Raw genomic sequence first — 26,895 nt, 5'->3', positions numbered from 1 at the left:
TGCTGGCCCGCGACAGGGCCGGCACAGGCTTGCAAACCTCTCACCCCAAACGGTGCCACTCCCGCTTGTCGCGGGACAGCAATTCATTGCCGGCCTCAGGTCCGTCCTCGCCAGCCGAATACTCATGCACCTCGCCGCCCTGGGCCCAGGCATCGAGAAACGGCTGCACCGCCCGCCAGCCGTTCTCGATGTTGTCTGCCCGCTGGAACAGGGTCTGGTCACCGGTCAGGCAGTCATAGATCAGCGTCTCGTAGCCAGTGGCCGGGGTCATCTTGAAGAAGTCCTTGTAGGCAAAGCCCAACTCGACATTCTCCATCACCAGTTCCGGCCCGGGCCGTTTGGCTTGCAGGTCGAACCACATGCCTTCATTGGGCTGGATCTGGATTTTGAGGTAGTTGGGTTTGGGCCGTTCCAGCTCCGACTCGCGAAACTGCGCATACGGTGCGGGCTTGAAGCAGATGGCAATCTCGGTGTCACGCACGCTCATGCGCTTGCCGGTGCGCAGGTAGAACGGCACGCCGGCCCAGCGCCAGTTGTCGATCATCACCTTCAGCGCCACGTAAGTCTCGGTCTGGCTGTCCGGCGCGACGTTGGGCTCCTGGCGGTAGCCTGGCAACGACTTGCGCCCCTGCTTGCCGGCGCTGTACTGGCCTCGCACGGAGTTTTTCAGGGCCATTTTTGCCGACCATGGGCGGATAGCGCCGACCACCTTGGCCTTTTCACCGCGCACCGCATCGGCGCCGAACGCGGCCGGCGGCTCCATGGCCACCATCGCCAGCAACTGGAACAGGTGGTTGGGCACCATGTCGCGCAGAGCGCCGGTGCTGTCATAGAACGCACCCCGAGTCTCGACACCGACAGTTTCCGCTGCGGTGATCTGCACGTGATCGATGTAGTGATTGTTCCAGAACGATTCGAACAGGCCGTTGGAAAAGCGGCTGACCAGAATGTTCTGCACCGTTTCCTTGCCCAGGTAATGGTCGATGCGATAGATCTGCCGCTCGCCCATCACCTTCAGCAGGCAGGCGTTGAGTGCCTCGGCGCTAGCCAGGTCGGTGCCGAACGGTTTTTCAACCACCACCCGACGAAAGCCGCCGGCCGACTCGTCCAACAGGCCTTCCTGCCCCAGGCGCTGCGCCACCTCGGGAAAAAAGCGCGGCGACGTGGCCAGGTAGAAAATAGCATTGCCGTGACTGGTCTTGTCGATGCGCCTGGCCAGGGCCTGGTAGGTTGCCGGATCGAGAAAGTCGCCCGTCTGGTAATCCAGGCGCTTGGCCAGACGGGCCCATAGCTTCTCGTCCAGGCACTTGGCGCTGCCCTCGCCGCCTTTGTCACGCTCGACCATGAACGCGTGCAGGCGCGCGGCGAACGTTTCGGCGCTGGCCGGGTTATGGTCGACGCCGACGATGCGCAGGTTACGGTCCAGTAAACCGTCGCGGCTGAGGTTGTACAGCGCTGGCATCAGCAGGCGCTTGACCAGGTCGCCATTGGCGCCGAACAGGAACAGGGTACAAGGGGGGGCGGCCGCAATGGTCTGTTTAGTCATTCGCCTTTCTTCTCGATGTGGCCACCGAAGCCCAGGCGCATGGCCGAGAGGATCTTGTCACCATAGGTGCCCTGTTGCTGGCGCGAACGGAAGCGCGCGAACAGGGCGCTGGACAACACTGGCACCGGCACCGCCTGCTCGACGGCGGCGTCGATGGTCCAACGGCCTTCGCCACTGTCGGACACCGAGCCACTGAATTGCGACAGCTGCGGGTCAGCCACCAGCGCATCGGCGGTGAGGTCGAGCAGCCACGAGGTCACCACGCTGCCGCGTCGCCACACTTCGGCAATTTCGGCCACGTTCAGGTCGAAGCGCTGGTCTTCCGGCAGCTCGTTGCCGCCTTTGCTGCGCAGCAGGTCGAAGCCTTCGGCATAGGCCTGCATCAGGCCGTACTCGATGCCGTTATGCACCATTTTCACGTAGTGCCCGGCGCCGGGTGGGCCGGCGTGGATGTAGCCGTGCTCGGCACGCTGGTGCTCGCCGTTGCGGCCATGGGTACGCGGGATGTCGCCCACGCCCGGCGCCAGCGCCTTGAACAGCGGTTCCAGGCGCTCGAAAACGTCCTTTTCGCCACCGATCATCATGCAGTAGCCGCGGTCAAGGCCCCACACGCCGCCGGAAGTCCCAACGTCCAGATAATGCAGGCCGCGCTTGGCCAGCTCTGCAGCGCGGCGCATGTCGTCCTTGTAGAAGGTGTTGCCGCCGTCGATGATCGCATCGCCCGGCTCCAGCAATTCGGCCAGCTGGGCGATGGTCTGCTCGGTGGGGTCGCCAGCCGGCAGCATCACCCATACCGCGCGCGGCGCTTTCAGCTTTTGCACCAGTGCACCGAGGTCGTGCGCGCCCTGGGCGCCTTCGCCCTCCAGGCCGGTGATGGCTTCACGGTTGCGGTCGTGCACTACGGTGCGGTGGCCGGCGCGCATCAGGCGCCTTGCGATATTGCCGCCCATACGGCCCAGCCCGATGATTCCCAGTTGCATGAGCCAATGCTCCCTTTCGAAATGGATGACGACACGGTCCAGCTTTTCAGATTAGTCCAGCATGCCGCCCGAGGGTTCAGCGACGAACGGCAAGACCACGATAAACAAAAAAGTTCCCAAGCCCGGTGAAAGAATTCAGAATGCGCCCCGCGTGAAGCGTCTACGCTTTGACTTGTCACCAGCCAAAACCGCGAGGTGTGCTCATGGGTACATTGATGCCAGCAACCCCACCCCAGACCCTCTATGTCTCCGTGCGCCGTGATGAGCTGCGTAAACTGAAGGACGAACGTGACCAGCTGCGTCAGCAGGTTGCCCAACTGAACCTGCTGTTGGCGCAACAGCGCACTGACGATAAAGCTGTCAGCCTCTGATCGATTCCCATGCCGCCTGTGGGAGCTGCATAGCTCCCACCCGATCCTGAAGCCAGTCACCGTCTTTGAACCCTATCGGGCAACCGAAGCGGCCTTGTGCCCAAAAAGGGCCAGCACTGAAAGCAGAATCCTCCGCCCATACCCACCTCTTCGCAACCTAAAGCCACGCTTACGCCTGCGCACCCAAAAGGTGCATTGCGCGTAACGAGCCACAATTTGGCGCAGCTCGAAATCCCTCTGCCCCACACTCGCCCACCCCTTTTCGCAACCCGTCACAAACGCCAACGTTTGCGTCTATTGCGCACATAACAATAGTGACCAGTGGGTCACCTTTTTAGCACTTTCTCTCCTACACTCAGTTTTCGGCCCGCCATTTGCTCAATGGAAGAGTGACCCCAAAAAAGTCGAACTTTCAGGAAACCCGGCAGGTCATCAACATAAGTAGGCCAGACGCATCGGGCTATTCCCGATCCTCGGCCCACACACCCCAACCAGTCCAAGCGCCTTCGGCCGGAATGCTGATCGCGTAGTGCCTGCGCGCACGACCCTGGGGCATGGAACGCACTAAGCAGATTCAAACTAGAGAGAACCAGCACGAAACATCGCCATGGGTGCCAGCACCCGACCAAGCATAGGGACGGAGAGAAGTATGATCAGTGCCGCTGTCGAGCCTCACGTAGACGCTTTCAAACCGGATAACCGCGAGCCGCTCACCCCGGACTTCGCAACGACAGGCAAGGCACCCGGCGCCCAGCGCCAGTACAACCCGAACATGCGCAAGATTCTGTTCGTGACTTCGGAAATCGCCGACCTGGTGAAAACCGGCGGCCTGGGTGACGTGTCCGCTGCCCTGCCCCGTGCCCTGGCGCACCTGCACGATGTGCGGGTACTTATCCCCGGCTACCGCCAGGTAATGGAAAGCGACAACCCGATACATATCGTGGGTGAGCTGGGCGGCCATGCGGCCCTGCCGCCATGCAAGATCGGGCGCATGGACATGGCCGACGGCCTGGTCATCTATGTATTGATCTGCCCCGAACTGTACCAGCGCGACGGAACACCCTATGGTGCCAACAATGGCCGCGACTGGCCCGACAACCACATCCGCTTTGCCCGCCTGGGCCTGGCTGCTGCCGAAATCGCTGCTGGCGAAGGCAAGATCCACTGGACGCCGGAAGTGGTGCACGCGCATGACTGGCCCGCCGGCCTGGCCCCGGCCTACATGCACTGGCGCGGCCTGAATACGCCCACGTTGTTCACCATCCACAACCTGGCGTACCAAGGTGTGTACAGCCGCGGCTGCAGCCCGGAGCTGGCGATACCCGAACATGCCATGCAGCAGGAAGGCATGGAGTTCTACGGCAAGCTGTCGTTCCTCAAGGCCGGGCTGGCCTACTCCAGCCACATCACCACAGTCAGCGCCACCTATGCCCGGGAAATCACCACCCCGGAATTCGGTTGCGGCCTGGACGGCTTCCTCGCCAGCAAGGCCCAGCAAGGCCTGCTCGGTGGCATCCCCAACGGCATCGACGAAAGCTGGGACTCAGCCACCGACAAGCACCTGCAGCACAACTTCAGCATCAACGACTGGGAGGGCAAAGCGCGTAACACCCAGGAGGTACGTGAGCTGTTCGGCCTGGAAGATTCCGAAGGCCCGTTATTCGCCGTGGTGTCGCGGCTGGTCTATCAAAAGGGCCTGGACCTGACCCTGGGCGTGGCCGACTACATCGTCGAGCAGGGCGGGCAGATTGCGATCATCGGCCGCGGCGAACCGGAAGAGGAACAGGCCATGCGCGAGCTGGCGCTGCGTCACCCGGGCCGCATCGGTGTGCGTATCGGCTTCAATGAAACCGACGCCCGGCGCATGTTCGCCGGCAGCGATTTCCTGCTGATGCCGTCGCGCTACGAGCCGTGCGGCCTCAGCCAGATGTACGCGCAACGCTTCGGCTCGCTGCCGGTGGCACGCAATACCGGCGGCCTGGCCGACACCATCGAGTGCGGCGTGACAGGCTTCCTGTTCAACGAGTCTACCGTTGAGAGCTATCGCCAGGCACTCAGCCGCGCCTTTTATGTATATGGTAAGAAGGACCTGCTGAACGCCATGCGCTGCCTGTCGATGACCCAGCCGTTCAACTGGTGCCAGGCGGTTGAACCCTACGCCCGCCTGTACGAGGACCTGGTCAAGCAGGCACAGCTGAGCCACTACTGAGCGGGGGTCAGAAGATGCACAGACATGGCGCACACTTGCTGGACGCCACGTCGGCGCGCTTCGCCCTCTGGGCGCCGGATGCGCGCAGCGTGAGCGTGGAACTGGAGCGGCAGCCGGCCATCGAACTGCTGCCGGATGATGAGGGCTGGTACAGCGGCGTGGCGCCATGCCAGGCCGGTGACCGTTACCACTACCGTATCGACGGTGAGCTGCAGGTGGCCGACCCGGCCTCGCGCTACCAACCCGACGGCGTACACGGGCCGAGCCAGGTCGTGGATGTGGCCGGATACGCCTGGCAACACCCGTGGCAAGGCCGACCTTGGCATGAGGCCGTGATCCAGGAGGTGCATGTTGGCCTGCTCGGGGGTTACGCCGGGGTTGCCCGGCAATTGCCGCGCCTGGCCGAACTGGGCATCAGCGCGATCGAATTGATGCCGCTGGGGCAGTTCCCTGGCGAACGCAACTGGGGTTACGACGGCGTACTGCCATACGCCCCACAGAACACCTACGGCAGCCCCGAGCAACTGTGCGCACTGGTCGACCAGGCCCACGGCCACGGGCTGATGGTGCTGGTCGATGTGGTGTACAACCACTTCGGGCCCGACGGCAATTACCTGCACCAGTACGCCAGCCCGTTCTTCCGTGAAGACCGGCAGACCCCCTGGGGCGCGGCCATCGACTTTCGCCGCCCGCAGGTGCGCGAGTACTTTATCCAGAATGCACTGATGTGGCTGTGCGACTACCGCTGCGACGGCCTGCGCCTGGATGCCGTGCATGCCATCGACCAGCCCGATTTTTTGATCGAGCTGGCCCAACGGGTGCGCGCCGCCATAGAACCAGGCCGGCACGTGTGGCTGGTGCTGGAGAACGAGCACAACCAGGCGGGCCTGCTGGAACAGGGTTACGACGCCCAGTGGAACGACGACGGCCACAATGCCCTGCACGTGCTGCTGACCGGTGAAACCGAAGGTTACTATGCCGACTACCAGCATCGCCCCATCGACCAGCTGGCACGGTGCCTTGGCGAAGGTTTCGTGTTCCAGGGCCAGGCCAACCGGCATGGCAAACCACGCGGCGAACCCAGCGGGCATTTGCCGCCCAGCGCCTTCGTGTTGTTCCTGCAGAACCACGACCAGATCGGCAACCGCGCCCTGGGTGAGCGCCTGACCCGCCTGTGCCCCGCGCCAGCCTTGCGGGCAGCCACCGGCCTGTTGCTGCTGGCACCCATGATCCCGCTGCTGTTCATGGGCGACGAAGCCGGCAGTTGCCAGCCGTTCCTGTTTTTTACCGACTTCCATGACGCGCTGGCCGACGCGGTACGCGAAGGCCGTCGTGGCGAATTCGCCCACTTCACCGCGTTCGCCGACCCCAAGCAGCGTGAGCACATTCCCGACCCCAACGCCGAACAGACGTTCGCCTCTTCACGTCCGCAGAACAAGGCGGTGATCGCCGGCTGGCATGGCCTTTACCAGCAACTGCTCGACCTGCGCCGCCGCCATGTCATCCCGCACTTGCCCGGCAGCCGTGCCCTCGGCGCCGAGGTGCACGCTGACAAAGCGCTGACCGCGCGCTGGCGGCTGGGCAATGGCAACACGCTGCGCATCGACCTGAACCTGGCCGACACCCCGCAGGCCATCGAACTGCCCGCGCCATCCACACGGCTGTTCGACAGCAGCGACACCCGCCACCCGGATACCCACCTGGCTGCGTACAGCTGCGTGGTCAGCCTGCTTCCCCCTGCCCAGGAGCGCCCATGAGCGAAACCGCCCTGCACCGTCTGGCAACCAGCGTCGGGCTGAGCCGCGACTGGATTGACGCCAATGCCAGGCCCCAGCGTGTCAGCGACGAAGTGCTGCGCAACATCCTAGAAGGCCTTGGCCACCCGGCCGGCGACGACGCGGCCGTTGCCGACAGCCTGCGTGCGGTGGAAACCGCCGAAGACAGCGAACACCTGCCGCCCTTGCTGACCGCCGACCTAGGCCAGCCGCTAGCGCTGTCGCGCTACTTCAGTGCCGCCAGCGTGGCCCACTGCACCCTGGAAGATCACACCTCGGTCACCCTCAGCCTCGATGACCAGGCGCGCCTGCCCGGCGAGCTGCCCATCGGCTATCACCAGGTGGAAATCGACAGCCGCCGCTTCACCGTAGCGGTGGCGCCAACACGCTGCCACAGCCTGGAAGACAAGGTGCAACAGCCGCCACCACGCTGCTGGGGCCTGGCAGTGCAGCTGTACAGCCTGCGCCGCCCCGGCGACGGTGGCTTCGGCGACTGCCTGGCGCTGGAGCAGTTAGCCCGTTCGGCCGCCGAGCGCGGCGCCGATGCCTTGGCTATCAGCCCGATTCACGCCCTGTCGGCCATCGACCAGGAACACTACAGCCCCTACTCACCTTCCAGTCGCCTGCTGCTCAACACCCTGTACACCAGCCCTGCGGCCCTGCTGGGTGAACGGGAGGTGCGCTTGGCCATCGAAGCGTGCGGGCTGGAGCAACAACTCGAAGAGCTGGAGCAACGCCCTCTGGTCGACTGGCCACGCGCCGCCAGCGCCCGGCTGCGTTTGCTTGAAGCGCTTTATCAAGGCTTCAGCCAAGGCGACCACCCACTACGCACTGATTTTGACAGCTTCCGCGAAGCCGGCGGCCAGACCCTGGAGCACCACTGCCGCTTCGAGGTGCTGCAGGCCCAGGCGGTGGAGCATGGCCTCGGTGCCGACTGGCGCAACTGGCCCAAAGCCTGGCATGACCCCTACCACCCGGAAGTGGAGGCTTTGGCCAACGCCTACCCGGCCAAGGTCGAGTTCCATGCATTCTGCCAGTGGCTGACCGAGCGTGGCCTGCAACGTGTCCAGGAAGCGGCCCGCAGCAATGGCATGGCCGTAGGCCTGATCGCCGACCTGGCGGTGGGCGCTGACGGTGCCGGCAGCCAGGCCTGGAGCCGCCAGGACGAACTGCTGGCCGGCCTGAGCGTGGGTGCGCCGCCCGACATCCTCAACCACGTAGGGCAGGATTGGGGCATTTGCGCCTTCTCGCCCGAGGGCCTCAAGCGCAATGGCTATCGCGCCTTCATCGAGATGCTGCGGGCCAACCTCGCCCACGCTGGCGGCCTGCGCATCGACCATGTGATGGGCCTGCGCCGGCTATGGCTGATCCCGCAAGGGGCCAAACCCAGCGAAGGCGCCTACCTCGACTACCCGCTAGACGACCTGCTGCGCCTGCTGGCGCTGGAGTCGGTGCGTCACCAGGCGATCATCCTTGGCGAAGACCTGGGCACCGTGCCCGACAGCCTGCGCGAAAAGCTGGCCGAAAAGGCCGTGCTGGGCATGCGCGTGCTGCCGTTCGAGCAAACCCAGCCGGGCCAGTTCAAGCCGATTCTCGACTGGCCGGACAATGCCCTGGCCACAACCGGCACCCACGATCTGGCGCCACTGGCCGGCTGGCTGGCAAACCGCGACATCGACTGGAGACACCGCTTGCAACTGATCGACGCCGCTACCGAGTTGCACTGGCGACACGAGCGTCAGAAAGAACGCGACGGCCTGCACCGCATCCTGGAAGCCAACTACGGCGAACTGAAGGACAATGACGCGCTGATCGATGCGGCCATCCGCTTCGTTGGCCATACCCGTGCGCCGCTGGTGCTGGTGCCGTTGGAAGACCTGCTGGGCTGCGACGAGCAACCCAATTTGCCGGGCACCACCAACGGCCATCCCAACTGGCGGCGGCGGTTTGCCCGTCCGGTTCGCGAACTGCTCGACGATGAGGACGCCGCACGGCGCCTGGAGCTGCTGGCCCAGGCCCGCGAACAGGCGTGGGAGCGTGACCGATGAAGCCACTGACCGCGACCCTGCGCCTGCAATTCCACAGCGACTTCACCCTCGATCACGCTGTACCGCTGGTGCCGTATTTCGCCCAGCTGGGCATCAGCCACCTGTATGCCTCGCCCATCCTCAAGGCCCGCGCTGGCTCGCGCCATGGCTACGACGTGGTCGATCCTACCTGCGTCAACCCGGAGCTGGGCGGCGAGGCCGCGCTGGAGCGCCTGGTTGCCGCCCTGCGCCAGCATGGCATGGGGCTGATCCTCGACACGGTGTCCAACCACATGGCCGTGGGCGGTGCCGACAACCCTTGGTGGCAAAGCCTGCTGGCCTGGGGACGGCGCAGCCCGTATGCAGCGTTCTTCGACATCCAGTGGCACTCCAGCGACCCACTGCTGGCCGGGCAACTGCTGTTGCCGTTCCTCGGCAGCGACTACGGCGTGGCGCTCAAGAAGGGTGAGATACCGCTGCAGTTCGACAAACAGCAGGGGCTGCTGCAGGTGGCCCATTACGCGCATCGTTTCCCGATCTGCCCGGTCGATTACGGCTGGATTCTCGCGCTCAGCCCAGAGCCTGCGCTCAAGGTGCTGGCCGAGCGCTTCACGGCATTGGGCGACTCGGCCAACCCGCTGGCCGATAGCCTGCCGCTCCAAGCCGAACTGGCACGCCTGGTGCGCGAAGGTGCCGACCTCGAATCGGCCCTGGTGGCCTTCGACAGCCGCAGCGAGGCCGGTTTCAAGCGCCTGCACCTGCTGCTGGAGCGCCAGACCTACCGCCTGGCCAGCTGGCGCACCGCCGCCGACGACATCAACTGGCGGCGCTTCTTCGACATCAACGAGCTGGGCGGCCTGCGCGTGGAGCGCGCCGTGGTGTTCGAAGCCACCCATGCCAAGCTGTTCGAACTGATCGAACGTGGCCTGGTGGACGGCCTGCGCATCGACCATATCGACGGCCTTGCCGACCCGCGTGGCTACTGCCGCAAACTGCGCCGGCGGGTTGATGGCCTGCTGGCGCGGCGGCCGCTGAATGCAGGGCTGGAGCACTTCCCCCTGTACGTGGAAAAGATCCTGGGTGCCGACGAGCACCTGCACCGCGACTGGCTTACCGACGGCACCACCGGCTACGAGTTCATGAACCAGGTGTCGCTGCTGCAACATGATCCGGCCGGCGAAGCGCCGCTGAGCGAACTGTGGAGCAACGTCAGCGAGCGCCCGGCGTTCACCGAAGAAGTGCGCCAGGCCCGTCACCTGGTGCTCAACGCCAGCCTGGCCGGTGACTGCGAGTCGGTGGCCCAGGCACTGTTGCAGGTGGCGCGCAATGACCTGATGACCCGTGACCTGACCCTGGGCGCGATTCGCCGGGCCTTGCAGGCGTTGGTGGCGCATTACCCGGTTTACCGAACCTACTTCAATGCCTGCGGGCGCCCGGCGCAGGACGAAACGTTCTTCCAGCAGGCCCTGACCAACGCCCGGCAAGACCTTGCCGAAGCCGACTGGCCGCTACTGGACCAACTTGAACGGTGGTTGGGCGGGCAAGCCTGGCGGCACCTGCCACCCGGGCGCGCCCGCAAGCAACTGCGCCACGCCTGCGTGCGCTTCCAGCAACTGACTGCGCCCAGCGCCGCCAAAGCCGTGGAAGACACCGCCTTCTACCGCAGCGCGCGGCTGCTGTCGCGCAACGACGTGGGTTTCGACGCCGAGCGCTTCAGCGCCCCACCCATGCATTTCCACAACGAGGCCCAGCGGCGCCTGCGCGATTTCCCCGACAACCTGCTGACCACCGCCACCCACGACCACAAGCGCGGCGAAGACACGCGTGCACGCCTGGCCGTACTCAGCGAGCGCGGCACGTGGCTGGCCAGCCGGGTGGAGCACTGGCGTGAGCTGGCCGCCCCCCTGCGCGCGCAGTTGGACGACGGGCTGGCACCCAGCCCCGGCGACGAGTTGATGCTGCTACAAACCCTGCTCGGCAGTTGGCCCTTGGACCTCGACCTGAACGACGACAATGCCCTGCGCCAATACGCCGAGCGTGTTCGCCAGTGGCAGCAGAAGGCCCTGCGCGAGGGCAAGCTGCGCAGTAGCTGGAGCGCACCGAACGAGGCCTACGAAGGCGCCTGTGCTCATTACCTCGACGGCCTGCTGCTGGACAGCGAGAACCAGCAACTGCGCAAGTCGCTGGCCGACGCGGCGCAGCTGCTGGCCTGCCCCGGCGCTCTCAATGGCTTGGTCCAGGCCCTGTTGCGCATGACCACACCCGGTGTGCCCGACCTGTACCAGGGTAACGAATACTGGGACTTCAGCCTGGTCGACCCGGACAACCGCCGCGCCGTGGACTACGCTTCGAGGCGTCGCACGCTGGACGACGCCACGCCGGTCGCCGAGCTGTTGGCCCACTGGCGCGACGGCCGCGTCAAACAGGCCTTGATCGCGCGGGTGCTGGACTGCCGCCAGGCCCACGCCGAGCTGTTCCGCCGTGGTGCCTACCTGCCACTGACCGTACAGGGCCGGCACGCTGACAGGGTCATAGCCTTTGCTCGCCTGGGGGAAGGCGAGCACGCCATCGTCGTCGCTCCGCGCCTGGCCAGCAGCCTGCTCGGAGGTGCCACTACACCGTTGATCCCGGCAAAGAACTGGGACGACACCCGGCTGGTACTGCCGTTTGCCTTGTCACCTGCCAACTCGACGGGACTTTTCTCCTGTGCGGCGGTCAGCTCTTCAAAGGAGTTGCTGTTGAGCGCCGTGCTGGCGGAGTTTCCGGTCAACGTGTTGATACAACAATCTTGAGCATCAGGAGCGTCATGATGAGTGTCGATGAAAAGCGTATTCGCGAATTTGCCTACCAGATCTGGGAATCCGAAGGTAAGCCTGTAGGAGAGGAAGAACGCCACTGGGAAATGGCCCGCAAGCTGGCCGAGGCCGAAGCGCTGGCGCCCAAGGCAGCCCCGCGCAAGAAAGCAGCGGCCAAGCCGAAGGCGCCTGCAGAACCCAAGGCGGCGGCCCTGCCGGGGCTCAAACCTGCTGCGGCGAAAAAGCCCCGGGCGGCGAAAAAGCCTACTGCCGGTTGAGCCTGTCCCGGCCTCTTTGCGGGCAAGCCCGCTCCTACAGGTTCATCACAGGCGCATGTAGGAGCGGGTTTACCCGCGAAGAGGCCAATGCAGGACAGCACAACTTCCCTTCCGTCACGGCCACTTGAGGATCGTCATGAGCCCCCGCACCCCGAAGAAAACCCGCTCGGTCGCACCATCACGCATCCGCGAAGGCCTACCCTTCCCCCTCGGCGCCACCTGGGATGGCCTAGGGGTCAACTTCGCCCTGTTCTCGGCCAACGCCACCAAGGTCGAGCTGTGCCTGTTCGACTCCACTGGCGAGCAGGAAATCGAGCGCATAGAGCTGCCCGAATACACCGATGAGATCTACCACGGCTACCTCCCCGACGCTCACCCCGGCCTGGTCTATGGCTACCGGGTGTACGGCCCCTACGAGCCGGAAAACGGCCACCGCTTCAACCCCAACAAACTGCTGATCGACCCGTATGCCAAGCAACTGGTCGGCAGCCTGAAATGGTCCGAGGCCCTGTTCGGCTACACCATCGGCCATCCCGACGGTGACCTGTCATTCGACGAGCGCGACAGCGCGCCTTTCGTACCCAAATGCAAGGTCATCGACCCTGCGTTCACCTGGGGCCGCGACCAGCGTGTGCAGATCCCGTGGGAGCGCACGATCATCTATGAAGCGCATGCCCGCGGCATCAGCATGCGCCACCCGGGTGTGCCTGAAGAACTGCGTGGCACCTTCGCCGGCCTGGCCAACGACGAGCTGCTCAAGCACATCAAGGACCTTGGCGTGTCGAGCATCGAGCTGCTGCCGATCCACGCCTTTGTCAACGACCAGCACCTGCTGGACAAGGGCCTGAACAACTACTGGGGCTACAACAGCATCGCCTTTTTCGCCCCGCACCCGCGCTACCTCGCCAGCGGCAAGATCGCCGAGTTCAAGGAGATGGTCGCGCACCTGCACGACGCCGGGCTGGAGGTGATCCTGGACGTGGTCTACAACCACACCGCAGAAGGCAACGAGCGCGGCCCGACCCTGTCGATGCGCGGTATCGACAATGCCTCGTACTACCGCCTGATGCCGGACGACAAGCGCTACTACATCAACGACTCGGGCACCGGCAACACCCTGGACCTGAGCCACCCCTGCGTGCTGCAGTTGGTCACCGATTCGCTTCGCTACTGGGCCGGCGAAATGCACGTGGATGGTTTTCGCTTCGACCTGGCGACCATCCTTGGCCGTTACCACGATGGCTACAGCGAGCGTCATGGCTTCCTCGTCGCCTGCCGTCAGGACCCGATGCTGAGCCAGGTCAAGCTGATTGCCGAACCGTGGGACTGCGGCCCCGGCGGCTACCAGGTGGGCAACTTCGCCCCGGGCTGGGCGGAATGGAACGACCGCTTCCGCGATACCGCACGCGCCTTCTGGAAAGGCGACGAAGGCCAGTTGGCCGATTTCGCCGCGCGCTTGACCGCCTCGGGCGACATGTTCAACAACCGCGGGCGCCGGCCCTATTCCTCGGTCAACTTCATCACCGCCCACGATGGTTTCACCCTGCGCGACCTGGTGTCCTACAACCACAAGCACAACGAAGACAACGACGAAAACAACCAGGACGGCACCGACAACAACCTGTCGTGGAACTGCGGCGTCGAAGGGCCGACCGACGACCCGGCGATCAATGCCCTGCGCATGCGCCAGATGCGCAACTACTTCGCCACCCTGCTGCTGGCCCAGGGCACGCCAATGATCGTTGCCGGCGACGAGTTCAGCCGCACCCAGCACGGCAACAACAACGCCTACTGCCAGGACAGCGAGATCGGTTGGGTGAACTGGGACCTGGACCAGGAAGGCGAAGAGCTGCTGGCCTTCGTCAAGCGTCTGACGCGTCTGCGCCTGGCCTACCCGGTGCTGCGCCGCTCACGCTTTCTGGTGGGGGACTACAATGAGGCAATTGGGGTCAAGGACGTGACCTGGCTGGCACCCGATGGCAGCGAGATGAGCGTTGAACAATGGGAAGACCCGCACGGGCGCTGCCTGGGCATGCTGATAGATGGCCGAGCGCAGGTCAGTGGTATCGCCCGGCCAGGTGCCGAGGCCACCGTGCTGCTGATCGTCAATGCCCACCATGACATCGTGCCATTCAAGCTGCCGGCCGTGCCTGAAGGCGATTACTGGAGCTGCCTGATCGATACCGACCGGCCGGAGTTGCGCAAGGGGCAGCATTTGCAGTTTGACAGTACATTCGAGGTCAAGGGGCGGTCGATGCTACTGATGGTATTGCAGTACGACGAGGAGTGAACAGTGACAGGCAACGCCGGTCATACGTTGTAATTGCCACGGCATACCTGTGGGAGCGTGCATGCCCGCTCCCACAGGTTTTAGCGGCGGCAATGAGGCAGGGTTAACTTCAGGAGGAATTGTGAGCCTCGAAGCCGGCAGTAATGGTTTCGCCAGTGTCAGCCAGGCCCCAGCCGTGAAACGCCTGCGGGTACTGACGGTGAACACCCACAAGGGCTTCACCGCCTTCAACCGGCGCTTTATCTTGCCAGAGCTGCGCGAGGCTGTGCGCAGCACACAGGCCGACATTGTCTTCCTTCAGGAAGTGCTGGGTAGCCACGACCGCCACGCTGCGCGCCACCCCGGCTGGCCACAGACCTCGCAGTACGAATTCCTCGCCGACAGCATGTGGAGCGACTTCGCCTATGGCCGCAACGCGGTCTATCCCGACGGCCACCACGGCAATGCGCTGCTGTCCAAGTACCCGATCATCGAGCACCGCAACCTGGACGTGTCGATCACCGGCCCCGAACGCCGCGGCCTGTTGCACTGTGTGCTGGAGGTGCCTGGGCAAGGCCAGGTGCATGCGGTCTGCGTGCACCTGTCGCTGCTGGAAAGCCACCGGCAAAAGCAGCTGCAGTTGCTGCGTAAGTTGCTGGACTCTCTGCCGGCCAACGCGCCGGTGATCATCGCCGGCGACTTCAACGACTGGAAAAGTCACGGCAACCGCACCCTTGGCCTGCAACGCGACTTGCACGAAGCCTTCGAGCGCCACCACGGCCATCTCGCCCGCACCTACCCTGCCCGCCTGCCACTGTTGCGCCTGGACCGCATCTACCTGCGTAACGCCGAAAGCCATGGGCCGAGGATTCTGGGGCACAAACCTTGGTCGCACTTGTCAGACCACCTGCCACTGGCCGTTGAAGTGCGGCTTTAGCAATCATTCTTCATAGCCACGGCACGGCAAATAGCGAACCCCGCTATACCCTGCATCTTAGTTCGAAAAAACAATGAGTTAATCGTTAAGACGCGCCTTGAACACTTCGTTCACGTTTTCTTGACGCAAGCGGTGACCTCTCCTTAGCTGAACAATACCAAGCTGTAAAAATCTTGCGCCGGGCCTCTAGCTCGCGCCTTCGTGCGCGTTTGCGATAACTGGCGCGCTGGTTTGGGTCGCCCACTGTTTTTGCCGTACAGCTCGTGACAACAGGCCAGGTTCTCGGGCTGCACCACAAAAACAAAGGAGATCCGCCATGAAAAGCACCTCGAACCCCTTGCGCTTCGACAGCATTTTCTACGCGGTTTCCACGTCGCTGCTTCTGGCAACCCCGGTGGAAACGATCGCGTACGAACTGCAGGGTGACCCCATCTCCCCCGGCTTTCTGCAGCAACCCGTAACGACGCCACTGTCGCTCGACCCGGTCAGTGCCAATGGGTTGAGCCTAGGCACCCTCAATACGTTTTCGCAGCAGATGAGCGAACGGCACCGGCAGGCGGCACCCGACCTGATTGCCAGTCAGTGGGCGCAATTCTTCCCCACCAGTGCGCGCAGCCGAGCGCTGCCCCCGGCACAGCTGGAGGCGCCCAGCCAGCAACTGATGATCGGCCCGGACCTGTTCGTGCGTGAAACGGCGGCGGGCAATGTGCACCGCGCGGGGATATTCGTGGGGCACAACAACCTGCAAAGCAGCTTCAAGGGCACGCGCTCACTGCTGGGCGACAAGCAGCGCAAAGCGGTGAACTTGAGCGGGGAAAGCCTGGGGGTGTACTGGAGCATGACCCATGAACAGGGCTGGCACCTGAATGCCGTGGCCATGGGTTCGCGGATCGACGTAATGGGCCGTGGCGAAAACGGCCAGCGCCTGGACGACAGTGGCCACGCAATGACCTTCTCGGTAGAGGGCGGGTACCCGATCCGCCTGAGTGGCAACTGGGTGATCGAGCCCCAGGCACAGTTGATCAACCAGCAATTCTTCCCTGGCAACCAGGTACAGGAGGAGACCTTGCGGGCCTTCGACAGCCAGCCGAGCTGGAGCGGCCGGGTTGGCGCCAAGCTGTCCGGACGCTACGAGGTGCGCGGCATGCCGATCGAGCCCTATGTGCGGACCAACGTGTGGTATGACTTCAGCAATGCCGATGAGGTGAAGCTGGACCAGGTCGACAAGATTTCCAGCTCGCGCTACTCGACCACGGTGGAGTTGGGGTTGGGCCTGGTGGCGCGGGTGACACCTTCGGTGGCCATGTTCGTCAGCGCCGATTACAGCAGTGATGTGGATGAGAATGACCTGAACGGGTTGATTGGCAGCCTTGGGGTACGGATGCGGTGGTAGGCAGGGCCGGCCTCTTCGCGGGTAAACCCGCGCCTACACACTGATCGGGGCCACACGCATCGGTGGCTCGGCACAGGCCGTTGTAGGAGCGGGTTCACCCGCGAAAGGGCCGGGCCTGCCGGCCAATTTCCAAAGGCCATTCACGGTTGCCGCCGCTACCGGATTCGCGGGTAAACCCGCTCCCACAGGCGAAAAGGCCAGTGCGGTCAACCGATCAGGCGGGCTTCATGATCAACACCCCCAGCGGCGGCAGGTTCAGGGCCAGCGATAATGGCTGCCCGTGGCTGGCCACTGCTTCACTGGCCACCGCCCCCAGATTACCCACGTTCGACCCGGCATACAGCTCGGCATCACTGTTCAGCAGCTCCTGCCAACGCTCGCCGAACGGCACGCCAATGCGATAGCCCTCACGGGGTACCGGGGTGAAGTTGGCCACCACCAGCACCGGCTCGCCGCTGCTGCTCCAGCGCAGCCAGGCGTACACGCTGTTCTGCGCGTCGTCACCGATCAGCCACTGGAAGCCCTGCGGCTGGCAATCCTGCTCGTGCAACGCCGGTTCTTCGCGGTACAGGCGGTTGAGGTCGCCCACCAACCGCTGCACACCCTGGTGCTCGGGGTACTGCAGCAGGTACCAGTCCAGTTCGCTGTCGTGGTTCCACTCACGCCACTGGCCGAACTCGCAGCCCATGAACAGCAGCTTCTTGCCCGGGTGTGCCCACATGAAGGTGAGGTAGGCGCGCAGGTTGGCGAATTTCTGCCAGCGGTCGCCGGGCATCTTGTCGATCAGCGAATGCTTGCCGTGCACCACCTCATCATGGGAAATGGGCAGGATGAAGTGCTCGGAATAGGCATAGATCAGCCCGAAACTCATCTCGTTGTGGTGGTAGGTGCGGTGCACCGGGTCGTTCTGGATGTAGTGCAGGGTGTCGTGCATCCAGCCCATGTTCCACTTGTAGGCAAAACCCAGGCCGCCCTGTTGGGTCGGCTGGCTGACCCCAGGCCAGGCGGTGGACTCTTCGGCGATGATCAGCGCACCCGGGGCCTCGTGGGCAGCGACGCCGTTAAGGTGGCGGATGAAGTCGATGGCTTCCAGGTTCTCGCGCCCGCCGTGACGGTTGGGTACCCATTCGCCAGCCTTGCGCGAGTAGTCGCGGTACAGCATCGAGGCCACCGCATCGACGCGCAGGCCGTCGATGTGGAAATGCTTCAACCAGTGAAGCGCCGAAGCCATCATGAAGCCGCGCACTTCATTGCGCCCGAGGTTGTAGATCAGCGTGTTCCAGTCCTGGTGGTAGCCCTCCAGGGGGTTGTCGTATTCGTAAAGGGCAGTGCCGTCAAAGCGAGCCAGACCGTGTTCATCGGTGGGGAAATGCGCCGGCACCCAGTCCAGCAGCACACCAATGCCTCCCTGGTGGCAGGCGTCGATGAACGCGGCGAAATCCTCAGCACTGCCGTAGCGCGAGGTGGGCGCGAACATCGACAGTGGTTGATAGCCCCAGGAGCCGCCGAACGGGTGTTCCATGATCGGCAGCAGCTCGATGTGGGTAAAGCCCAGTTCCTGCACATAGGGCACCAGCCGCTCGGCCAGTTCGCGCCAATTGAAGAAACGCCCGATTTCCCCCGCTTCGTCCAGCTCGCAGCGCCATGACCCGGGGTGCAGTTCGTAGATCGACAATGGCGCGTTGTAGGCGTGGCGCTGGGCGCGTTGCGCCATCCAGTCATGGTCCTGCCAGGCGTGGCTGAGTTCACCGGCTACCTTGGACGCCGTGCTCGGCGGCAGCTCGGTGGCACGGGCCAGCGGGTCGGCCTTCAGCGGCAGTATGCCGTCCTTGCCGAGCACTTCGAACTTGTAGGTTTCGCCCACGCCCAGACGCGGAATGAACAGCTCCCATACCCCGGCACTGTGGCGCAGGCGCATGGGGTGGCGGCGGCCATCCCAGTTGTTGAAATCACCCACCACCGACACCCGTCGGGCATTCGGCGCCCAGACCGAGAAACACACGCCGTCGATGCCATCGACCTGAGTCGGCTGGGCACCGAAGCGCCCGGACAAATCGCGGTGATTGCCTTCAGCGAACAGGTGAAGGTCCATGTCACCCAGTTGCGGGCCGAAGCTGTAGGGGTCTTCGGTAACCTGTTCGCCACCGGCCCAGACGATATGAAGCTGGTAGGGCTGTGCCTCATTGAGGTGCGCGCTGAACAACCCGGGCAGGCTGCCCTGCTCCATTTCGGCAAGTACCCGCCCGTCATCCCGGGCCTGGACGCGCACTTTCAGGGCATTGGGCAGAAAGGCGCGGACCACCTGCCCGCCCGCGCCGTCGCCGTGGGGGCCGAGTACCGCAAAAGGATCGGCGTGTTCGGCGCGGGCCAGGGCGTCGAGGTCCCGTTGCCGAAGGCCACCGTTTTCACGCGTTGTAACGTTCATTCTGACTCTCCCCAGGTACTGATCAGTCCATGCAGACCATGCAAAGGCACGGCCAGCCAGCTCGGACGGTTTTCGGCTTCGTATGTAATCTCGTAGGCGGCTTTTTCCAGGCAGAACAGCTCCAGTGCCGCGCGCTCGCCCTCGGCGTGCTGCCAGGCGTGGGGCATGGCGGCGGTGGCCAGGCCATAGGCTTCGACAAAGGCATGCCGGGACTGGTGCAGGTACTGCCGGGCAACCCGCTGCCGGGCTTGCCGCGCCGGCTCGGAAAGGTCCACCGCAGACGCGCTGCGCAAGATCATCGCAGCAGCATAGTCGAAGGATCGCAGCACGCCGCTGACATCCTTGTAGGGGCTGTGTTTTGCCCGGCGCTCTTCAAGTGGCCGGGCAGGCTCGCCTTCAAAATCGATGAGGTAGGCATCACCCTGCACCACCAGCACCTGGCCCAGGTGCAGGTCGCCGTGCACACGCATCAGCAGGCCACCCTGGGCCTGCGCGGTCAGCTTGTCGATATGCTGGGCCAGGCCCTCGCGCTGTTGCTGCAGGTCGTCGACCAAGGCCTGGCTGTCGCTGTCCAGCGTGTCACGGTGCTGGGCCAGCAGGTCGAGGGCGTGGATCAGTTCGGTACTGATCTGTGCACGCCAGCGCTCGCTGTCCCGGGCATCGCTGGGGCGCGGCTGGAAGGCCGGGTCTTCGGTGGGTGAGGCCAGCAGCAGGTGCATCTCGCCCAGGCGCTGGCCAAGCAAGGCCGCAAAGCCGCTGAGTTCGGCCAATGCGTCAGTGTGCGCTTCGCCGTCATTGCGGGTGGGCTCCATCTGGTCGCGGATGGCCCGTTCAAGGGTGTTCTGGGTCCAGCCCCAGGCATCGCCCTGGTTACTCAGGTAACCCTGGGCAATCATCAGCAGGTGCGGCGCGTGTTGCTCGTCCACCCGGCTGACCCAGGCCAGCAGCGGCGAGATATTGGCAAAGCCGGCGGCGGTCAGGTAGGCGCTCATTTCCAGCTCTGGATGGATACCCGGGTTGACCCGGCGGATCAGTTTGAGCACCACGCGATCGCCGATGACCACCGAACTGTTGGACTGCTCGGCGCTGAGGTAGCGCACTTCGCTCTCCTCGTCGAGCGCCAGGCCGGCCAGCTGCTCTGTGCATTCAAAGCGCAATTCACCCTCAGCGTCGCCACACGGCAAGCGCAGCCCATCCTGGCAGGCTTGCATCACGGCGTGAATGAACGGCTCCAGGACGAAGGCGTCGGTGATCAAGCCAACCTGGTGGGTACGGCGCACCCGCGACAACGCCAGCTGCTGCGGCAGCGCGGTATGGATCTGTTCCTCACGCAGCAGGCCGAACGGTAGCTGGTAGCGGGTGGCCGTGCCGTCGCTGAGTACTTCGATTTCGCTGAGCAGCACCGGCGTGGTGGCGGTGCCGAAACGCACGCCGTAACACAGGCGCACGGCGTCGATCGGCCCTTCCTTGCCGGCGAACCAGCGGCGTTTGGGCAGGTACTGCGGCAGGATGGTGCTTTGCAGTGTATCGCTTGCGGGGGCTTGCAGCAGTTCTTCCATGCGCTTGCGCAGTACCAATGTGGTCAATTCGGGTAACCCCTCGGTGGCCTGAATGTGCCAGCTGGGCATGCGATCGCGGCTGGCCAGCAGGAACCAGTAGAAGGCATAAGGTGGCAATGTCAGCAGAAACGGCAGTTGGCCGATTGGCGGGAACGCGCTGCCGCCAAGCATCTCCACCGGTACTTTGTCGGCGTATTGTGACAATTCGAGTTCGGCAGCCTGGGCGGCACGGGACACGTTGGCCACGCAGAGGATGACCTCGGTATTGCCGTCGGCATCGGTGTACTCGCGGATATAGGCAAGGATGCGCCGGTTGCTGGGCGTGAGGGTGCGCAGGCTGCCGCGGCCAAAGGCCTTCTGCTGCTTGCGTACCGCCAGCATCCGCCGGGTCCAGTTCAGCAGCGAATGCGGGTCGTGGCTTTGCGCCTCCACGTTGACCGTCTGGTAACCGTAGAGCGGGTCCATGATCGGCGGCAGCACCAGGCGCTGGGGGTCGGCGCGGGAAAAACCGCCGTTGCGGTCTGGCGACCACTGCATGGGAGTGCGAACGCCATCGCGGTCACCCAGATAGATATTGTCGCCCATGCCCAGTTCGTCGCCGTAATACAGGGTTGGCGTGCCGGGCATCGACAATAGCAGGCTGGTCAGCAGCTCTATGCGCCGCCGGTCACGCTGCAGCAGGGGCGCCAGGCGCCGGCGAATGCCCAGGTTGATGCGCGCGCGGCGGTCTTCGGCATAGTAGTTCCACAGGTAGTCGCGCTCGCGGTCGGTGACCATTTCCAGCGTCAGTTCATCATGGTTGCGCAAAAAGATCGCCCACTGGCAGTTGGCCGGAATTTCCGGGGTCTGGCGCAGGATGTCGGTGATCGGGAAGCGGTCTTCCATGGCCAGGGCCATGTACATGCGCGGCATCAACGGAAAGTGGAAAGCCATATGGCATTCGTCGCCATCGCCTTCGCCGAAGTACGGGCGCGTGTCTTCCGGCCACTGGTTGGCTTCGGCCAGCAGCATGCGATCGGGGTAGTTGGCGTCGATCTCGGCGCGGATCGCCTTGAGCACCTCGTGGGTTTCGGCGAGGTTCTCGTTGTTGGTGCCGTCGCGCTCGATCAGGTAAGGGATCGCGTCCAGGCGCAGGCCATCTACACCCAGGTCGAGCCAGAAGCGCATGACGCCGATCACCGCCTTGAGTACCTGCGGGTTATCGAAGTTGAGGTCCGGCTGGTGCGAGTAGAACCGGTGCCAGAAGTACTGGCCGGCGACCGGGTCCCAGGTCCAGTTGGACTTTTCGGTATCGAGGAAGATGATGCGCGTACCGTCGTACTTCTGGTCGTCGTCCGACCACACGTAGAACTCGCGCGCCTTGCTGCCGCGCTTGGCGTGGCGGGCACGCTGGAACCACGGGTGCTGGTCGCTGGTGTGGTTGATGACCAGCTCGGTGATCACCCGCAGGCCGCGCTTGTGGGCCTCGGCGATGAAACGGCGGGCGTCTGCCATGCTGCCATAGTCGGGGTGCACGGCCTTGTATTCGGCGATGTCGTAGCCGTCGTCACGGCGTGGCGATGGGTAGAACGGCAGCAGCCACAGGGTGTTGACGCCCAGCTCGGCAATGTAGTCGAGCTTGCTGATCAGGCCGGCGAAGTCGCCGATGCCGTCGTTGTTCGAGTCGAAGAACGACTTGATGTGCAGCTGGTAGATGACGGCGTCCTTGTACCACAGCGGGTCGTCGATGAAGGCTGCCGGGCGGGAACGCTTGGCCATGTGCGACTCCTTTCAATTGCATGTTTGCCCCTTCTTGCACCATCGCTGTGGGAGCGGGCGTGCCCGCGAATCAGCCACCGCGGTGCTTGGCACCGGCTCTGCCGGTGTTCGCGGGCATGCCCGCTCCCACAGGGGGGGAAAAGGCTGCAGGCCGGTTTTACCCGGCTTTCTCGATGCGCCAGATGCCGAACGGCAGGTGCCAGGGCTCTATGCGCATCCATTGGGTCTTGCCGTACCACGACCAGCGGTGGCCGTTCATCAGGTCTTCACCTTGGGTTTCGGCGTTGTCGTCCAGCCCCAGCTCCCACAGTGGCAACTCGAAATGCGCCTCCTGGGCGTTGTGCGGGTCGAGGCTGATGGCCACCAGGATGTAGTTGTCACGCTCAGGCGTACGCTTGGCGAAGTACAGGATGTTGTCGTTCCAGCAATTGAAGAAGGCCACACCTAGGTGGGTTTGCAAGGCACGGTTCTGCCGGCGGATGCGGTTGAGCTGGGCGATCTCGGCAATGATGTTGCCGGGCTGGGTGAAATCACGTGGGCGGATTTCGTACTTCTCCGAATCCAGGTATTCCTCCTTGCCCGGCAACGGCGTGCCCTCGCACAGCTCGAAGCCCGAATACATGCCCCACAAGCCTGAGCCCATGGTCGCCAGCGCCGCACGGATAAGAAACCCTGCGCGGCCTGAGGTGTGCAGGAAAAATGGGTTGATGTCCGGTGTATTGACGAAGAAGTTGGGCCGGTAGCACTGGCTCCACGGCGGCTGGTTGAGCTGCTCGAAATATTCGCGCAGCTCCTGCTTGTGGTTGCGCCAGGTGAAATAGGTATAGCTCTGTGCGTAGCCGACCTTGCCCAGGCGCGCCATCATCGCCGGCTTGGTAAAGGCTTCGGCGAGGAAGATGACGTCGGGGTGCTGGCTGCGCACATTGCCGATCAGCCATTGCCAGAACGGCAACGGCTTGGTGTGCGGGTTGTCGACGCGGAAGGTCTTCACGCCCTCCTCGACCCAGCCGACCACCACATCGCGCAGGGCGAGCCACAGCGAAGGCACGGCCTCTGGCGCATAGAAATCGACGTTGACGATGTCCTGGTACTTTTTCGGCGGGTTTTCGGCGTAGCGGATGGTGCCGTCCGGGCGCCAGCTGAACCAGCCCGGGTGCTCCTTGAGCCAAGGGTGGTCCTGGGAGCACTGGATGGCGAAATCGAGGGCGATTTCCAGGCCGTGTTCCGCCGCTGCGGCCACCAGACGGCGAAAGTCATCGCGGCTGCCCAGTTGCGGGTGAATGGCCTCGTGGCCGCCTTCCGGGCTGCCAATGGCATAAGGGCTGCCCGGGTCGCCCGGCTCGGCCTTGAGGGCGTTGTTGCGGCCCTTGCGATGCTGCATGCCGATGGGGTGGATGGGCGGGAAGTACAGTACGTCGAAGCCCATGTCGCGGATCATCGGCAGCCGTTCGTGCACGTCGTTGAAGGTGCCGTGGCGCTGCGGGTCGTCGGTAATGGAGCGCGGGAACAGCTCGTACCAGCTGGCGAACAGTGCGGCCGGGCGGTCGACATCAAGGGGGAAATCAGGGCTGCGGGTCAGGTAGCTGCGGTGTTCGGCTTCGCCCATCAGGCGGGCGGTGGTCGGGTCGAGAAACAAAGCCACCTGGTCATCGATACTGAGCGTGGGCAGGCGCTGCTGCAAGGCCTCTAGCGCCTCGCGCAGGGCGCCGCTGCACAGTTCGATGCCTGTGCCGAGCATCAAACGGCCTTCTTCCAATTCCAGTTTTACCTCGACGCCGGCGTGGTACTTCTTCTCCAGATCGTGGCAATAGGTGGCAAACGGGTCGATCCAGGCCTCGATACTGAACCGGTGCGGACCCAGCTCGGTGGGGGTGAACTCGGCCTGCCACAGGTCGTTGCCCGCCGACTGCATCGGCACGCAATGCCAGCGCCGGCTGTGCGCCTGGCGCCAGTTGAGCATCACCGCCAGGCGGTCGTGACCGTCGCTGTAGGCCTTGGTGCTGACTGTCACGGGCTGGCCGCTGACGGCCTTGGCGGCGAAGCTGCCGGCGTCGAGCACAGGTTGGGTGTCTTCGATCACGATACGCGGCGCCAGCAGCGCCTGGGACAGGCTGATGGGCTGGTCCGGGTGATCGTTCGCCATGGGCACGCTTTCAAAGGGCTCGTTTCGTGACATCGACCTTGCTCCCTCAGGCTGGTGGCGGTAAGGGTTCAGAGCCGGGCACAGGCGGGGGGTTCAAAATAATTGAGCGAACGGCAGCTGCCAGCGGTCAGAGCCTACAGCACCTCTTCACCCACCCACGCGAGGTCAGGCCATGAACATTCCCATTCCACCGGAGACACCCGATCCCAACATCGACGACCCGAGCTTGCCGCCACCCGTACCGGAAGAAGAGCCGGACGAGCTGCCGATCAAGCCGACCGTGCCGCCGACAGTGGGCGACCCGCCGAGCCAGGAGCCACCGGTGAAGGCTTAAGGGTAGACCACGGCACCGGGTAATTCTGCCAGTAACGTGTTTGGTCGCAGGTTATGGTTGAGGATGATCAAACGCTTGGCAAGGCGAAGGTCTTGCCTTGAACGGACCGGCCTCTTCGCGGGTAAACCCGCTCCTGCAGCGACCGTGCCGGCCTTGAATGCGGCGCTGTCCCTGTAGGAGCGGGTTTACCCGCGAAGAGGCCGGCCGCACTCGCACATCAACCCGCAGATGCAGCCGCAATCTCCGCCACACTGATCTCGCGCATGCGGAACTTCTGCACCTTGCCGGTCACGGTCATCGGGTACTCGTCGACAAAGCGGATATATCGCGGCACCTTGAAGTGGGCGATGCGCGTCTTGCACCAGCCCTGCAGTTCCTCGACCGTGGCGCTGTGCCCAGGGTGCAGCTTGATCCAGGCGACGATCTCTTCGCCATAGCGGCTGCACGGAATGCCGATCACCTGCGCATCGGCCACCGCCGGGTGGGTGTAGAAAAACTCTTCCAGCTCACGCGGATAAATGTTCTCGCCGCCGCGAATGATCATGTCCTTGTTGCGCCCGACGATGCGCACATAGCCCTGCTCGTCCATCACCGCCAGGTCACCCGAATGCATCCAGCCGGCCGGGTCGATGGCATCCGCCGTGGCCTGGGGGTTGTCCCAGTAGCCAAGCATCACGCTGTAGCCGCGGGTGCACAGTTCGCCAATCTCGCCGCGCGCGACGATGCAGCCATCGGCGTCCACCAGTTTGTTTTCCAGCTGCGGCTGGGTGCGGCCGACGGTGGTCACGCGCAGCTCCAGATCATCGTCCGGGCCGGTCTGCAGTGACACCGGGCTGGTTTCGGTCATGCCGTAGGCGATCTGCACTTCTGCCATGTGCATCTGGTCGATGACCCGGCGCATCACCTCGATCGGGCAGGTGGCACCGGCCATGATGCCGCTGCGCAGGGTCGACAGGTCCATGTGGGCGCGCGATGGGTGATCGAGCATGGCGATGAACATGGTCGGCACGCCATAGAGGATGCTGGCGCGCTCTTCGGCCACGGCGCGCAAGGTAAGTTCGGCGTCGAAAGCATCGTTAGGGTAGATCATGGTGCTGCCGTGGGTGATGCAGCCGAGGTTGGCCATGACCATGCCGAAGCAATGGTACAGCGGCACCGGAATCACCATACGGTCGCGGGCTGTCAGGCCAAGGCTTTCACCCACCATGAAACCGTTGTTGAGGATGTTGTAGTGACTGAGCGTGGCACCTTTGGGTGCACCGGTGGTGCCGGAGGTGTACTGGATGTTTACCGGCTGGTCGAATTGCAGGCTTTGCTGACGGGCAGTGCAAGCCTCGACAGACGTCTGCCCTGCCCACTCGGCCAAGGCGTGCCAGGGCAGGAAGCCGGCAGGCGGGTTGGCGGCCAGGCTGATGACACCACGCAACTCGGGCAGGCATTCACTGGCCAGCTCACCAGGCCGGGCGCTGGCCAGTTCAGGCACCAGCTCCTGCAGCATGGCGTGGTAATCAGACGTCTTGAAGGCTTCAGCGCAGACCAGCCAGCGGCAGCCAGACTGGCGCAACACGTACTCCAGCTCACCCACACGGTAGGCCGGGTTGATGTTGACCAGGATGGCGCCGACCTTGGCACTGGCCAGCTGCAAGATGCTCCACTGGGCGCAGTTGGGCGACCAGATGCCAACACGGTCGCCGGTGTTCACGCCCAGTGCGATCAGCGCGCGGGCGTGTATTTCGACCTGTTCGGCCAGCTGCCGCCAGCTGTAACGCAGGCCCTGGTGGCGGGACACCAAGGCCTCGCTGTCGGAACAGCGGGCTACGGTGGCATCGAAGGCCTGGCCGATGGTCTGGGTCAGCAAGGGTCGGTCCTGGCGACCGCGGGTATAGCTCGGTTGACTCATGGGTGTCCCTTCTTGTGGTTGTTTTGGGCACGGCTGAAGCAAGCGGGAATACTCTGGCGCAGATTTACGTTTACGTAAAGGTGACGAGTGGATTGACAGTGCCTCCCCGCAGGTTTACGTTAACGTAAAGGTGATGAACGATACCGGAACCTCCGGCATGACGCCGACCCTTGCAGGAGCGGGCTTGCCCGCGAAT

Annotated in this window: 16 protein-coding genes; 10 read left to right on the top strand and 6 right to left on the bottom strand. The window is 64.0% G+C overall.

Annotated features, from left to right (window positions below; translation table 11 throughout):
* Positions 1–40: 40 nt before the first annotated feature.
* Together zwf and gnd are read right to left on the bottom strand one after the other, a co-directional pair.
* Positions 41–1,546 (bottom strand): glucose-6-phosphate dehydrogenase, encoded by a 1,506-nt coding sequence (zwf, locus tag AC3B5Q_RS08980; protein WP_488392988.1) that lies wholly within the window; start codon positions 1,544–1,546, stop codon positions 41–43.
* Complete coding sequence (gnd, locus tag AC3B5Q_RS08975; protein WP_021782127.1) at positions 1,543–2,526, bottom strand: phosphogluconate dehydrogenase (NAD(+)-dependent, decarboxylating); 984 nt, start codon at positions 2,524–2,526, stop codon at positions 1,543–1,545. Before gnd ends, zwf begins: the two co-directional genes overlap by 4 nt.
* A gap of 203 nt (positions 2,527–2,729) precedes the next feature.
* On the opposite strand from gnd, the gene AC3B5Q_RS08970 reads away from it, so the two are divergent.
* The 9 genes from AC3B5Q_RS08970 to AC3B5Q_RS08930 all read left to right on the top strand — a co-directional run bounded on the left by AC3B5Q_RS08970 (position 2,730) and on the right by AC3B5Q_RS08930 (position 16,580).
* A complete protein-coding gene (locus AC3B5Q_RS08970) occupies positions 2,730–2,897 on the top strand; it encodes a DUF6026 family protein (RefSeq protein ID WP_014755950.1) in 168 nt (55 codons plus the stop codon).
* 649 nt (positions 2,898–3,546) lie between these two features.
* Positions 3,547–5,106: a glycogen synthase GlgA gene (glgA, locus tag AC3B5Q_RS08965; protein ID WP_021782125.1), complete on the top strand. Its 1,560-nt coding sequence runs from the start codon at positions 3,547–3,549 to the stop codon at positions 5,104–5,106.
* A 14-nt stretch (positions 5,107–5,120) separates the two neighbouring features.
* The gene (treZ, locus tag AC3B5Q_RS08960; protein WP_028697676.1) at positions 5,121–6,863 is read left to right on the top strand and encodes a malto-oligosyltrehalose trehalohydrolase; all 1,743 of its coding nucleotides are present in this window, start codon (positions 5,121–5,123) and stop codon (positions 6,861–6,863) included.
* The gene (malQ, locus tag AC3B5Q_RS08955) at positions 6,860–8,929 is read left to right on the top strand and encodes a 4-alpha-glucanotransferase (protein ID WP_392520789.1); all 2,070 of its coding nucleotides are present in this window, start codon (positions 6,860–6,862) and stop codon (positions 8,927–8,929) included. Before treZ ends, malQ begins: the two co-directional genes overlap by 4 nt.
* A complete protein-coding gene (locus AC3B5Q_RS08950; protein ID WP_330509153.1) occupies positions 8,926–11,700 on the top strand; it encodes a malto-oligosyltrehalose synthase in 2,775 nt (924 codons plus the stop codon). The genes malQ and AC3B5Q_RS08950 overlap by 4 nt, the downstream gene beginning before the upstream one ends.
* 14 nt (positions 11,701–11,714) lie before the next feature.
* On the top strand, positions 11,715–11,981 hold the full coding sequence (locus AC3B5Q_RS08945) for a DUF2934 domain-containing protein (protein WP_021782121.1): 267 nt from the start codon (positions 11,715–11,717) through the stop codon (positions 11,979–11,981).
* A gap of 136 nt (positions 11,982–12,117) precedes the next feature.
* The gene (gene glgX / locus AC3B5Q_RS08940) at positions 12,118–14,271 is read left to right on the top strand and encodes a glycogen debranching protein GlgX (protein WP_274148342.1); all 2,154 of its coding nucleotides are present in this window, start codon (positions 12,118–12,120) and stop codon (positions 14,269–14,271) included.
* A 121-nt stretch (positions 14,272–14,392) separates the two neighbouring features.
* On the top strand, positions 14,393–15,187 hold the full coding sequence (locus AC3B5Q_RS08935) for an endonuclease/exonuclease/phosphatase family protein (RefSeq protein ID WP_488392987.1): 795 nt from the start codon (positions 14,393–14,395) through the stop codon (positions 15,185–15,187).
* Positions 15,188–15,503: 316 nt separating this feature from the next.
* Complete coding sequence (locus AC3B5Q_RS08930) at positions 15,504–16,580, top strand: autotransporter domain-containing protein (protein ID WP_021782118.1); 1,077 nt, start codon at positions 15,504–15,506, stop codon at positions 16,578–16,580.
* A gap of 214 nt (positions 16,581–16,794) precedes the next feature.
* On the opposite strand, the gene glgB is transcribed toward AC3B5Q_RS08930, so the two are convergent.
* The 3 genes from glgB to AC3B5Q_RS08915 all read right to left on the bottom strand — a co-directional run bounded on the left by glgB (position 16,795) and on the right by AC3B5Q_RS08915 (position 24,498).
* Complete coding sequence (glgB, locus tag AC3B5Q_RS08925; protein WP_021782117.1) at positions 16,795–19,005, bottom strand: 1,4-alpha-glucan branching protein GlgB; 2,211 nt, start codon at positions 19,003–19,005, stop codon at positions 16,795–16,797.
* Entirely contained in the window at positions 19,002–22,322 is a 3,321-nt protein-coding gene (gene treS / locus AC3B5Q_RS08920) for a maltose alpha-D-glucosyltransferase (protein WP_103462309.1), read from the bottom strand. Before treS ends, glgB begins: the two co-directional genes overlap by 4 nt.
* 157 nt (positions 22,323–22,479) lie before the next feature.
* Positions 22,480–24,498: an alpha-1,4-glucan--maltose-1-phosphate maltosyltransferase gene (locus AC3B5Q_RS08915; protein ID WP_021782115.1), complete on the bottom strand. Its 2,019-nt coding sequence runs from the start codon at positions 24,496–24,498 to the stop codon at positions 22,480–22,482.
* 139 nt (positions 24,499–24,637) lie between these two features.
* On the opposite strand from AC3B5Q_RS08915, the gene AC3B5Q_RS08910 reads away from it, so the two are divergent.
* Positions 24,638–24,799 carry a hypothetical protein gene (locus tag AC3B5Q_RS08910; RefSeq protein WP_015271006.1) on the top strand — a complete coding sequence of 54 codons (162 nt, stop codon included), beginning with the start codon at positions 24,638–24,640 and terminating at the stop codon, positions 24,797–24,799.
* A gap of 217 nt (positions 24,800–25,016) precedes the next feature.
* On the opposite strand, the gene AC3B5Q_RS08905 is transcribed toward AC3B5Q_RS08910, so the two are convergent.
* Entirely contained in the window at positions 25,017–26,699 is a 1,683-nt protein-coding gene (locus AC3B5Q_RS08905) for an AMP-binding protein (RefSeq protein WP_275967170.1), read from the bottom strand.
* Between the last annotated feature and the right edge of the window lie 196 nt (positions 26,700–26,895).

This window comes from Pseudomonas sp. D5(2026) (assembly GCF_057766845.1).
The sequence above is the reverse complement of the archived record's forward strand: the minus strand, read 5'-3'. Positions and strand labels throughout refer to the sequence as shown.

Coding starts and splice junctions, on each gene's coding strand:
- zwf (WP_488392988.1), bottom strand. CDS start 1,546: ATGACTAAACAGACCATTGCGGCCGCCCCCCCTTGTACCCTGTTCCTG.
- gnd (WP_021782127.1), bottom strand. CDS start 2,526: ATGCAACTGGGAATCATCGGGCTGGGCCGTATGGGCGGCAATATCGCA.
- AC3B5Q_RS08970 (WP_014755950.1), top strand. CDS start 2,730: ATGGGTACATTGATGCCAGCAACCCCACCCCAGACCCTCTATGTCTCC.
- glgA (WP_021782125.1), top strand. CDS start 3,547: ATGATCAGTGCCGCTGTCGAGCCTCACGTAGACGCTTTCAAACCGGAT.
- treZ (WP_028697676.1), top strand. CDS start 5,121: ATGCACAGACATGGCGCACACTTGCTGGACGCCACGTCGGCGCGCTTC.
- malQ (WP_392520789.1), top strand. CDS start 6,860: ATGAGCGAAACCGCCCTGCACCGTCTGGCAACCAGCGTCGGGCTGAGC.
- AC3B5Q_RS08950 (WP_330509153.1), top strand. CDS start 8,926: ATGAAGCCACTGACCGCGACCCTGCGCCTGCAATTCCACAGCGACTTC.
- AC3B5Q_RS08945 (WP_021782121.1), top strand. CDS start 11,715: ATGATGAGTGTCGATGAAAAGCGTATTCGCGAATTTGCCTACCAGATC.
- glgX (WP_274148342.1), top strand. CDS start 12,118: ATGAGCCCCCGCACCCCGAAGAAAACCCGCTCGGTCGCACCATCACGC.
- AC3B5Q_RS08930 (WP_021782118.1), top strand. CDS start 15,504: ATGAAAAGCACCTCGAACCCCTTGCGCTTCGACAGCATTTTCTACGCG.
- glgB (WP_021782117.1), bottom strand. CDS start 19,005: ATGAACGTTACAACGCGTGAAAACGGTGGCCTTCGGCAACGGGACCTC.
- treS (WP_103462309.1), bottom strand. CDS start 22,322: ATGGCCAAGCGTTCCCGCCCGGCAGCCTTCATCGACGACCCGCTGTGG.
- AC3B5Q_RS08915 (WP_021782115.1), bottom strand. CDS start 24,498: ATGTCACGAAACGAGCCCTTTGAAAGCGTGCCCATGGCGAACGATCAC.
- AC3B5Q_RS08910 (WP_015271006.1), top strand. CDS start 24,638: ATGAACATTCCCATTCCACCGGAGACACCCGATCCCAACATCGACGAC.
- AC3B5Q_RS08905 (WP_275967170.1), bottom strand. CDS start 26,699: ATGAGTCAACCGAGCTATACCCGCGGTCGCCAGGACCGACCCTTGCTG.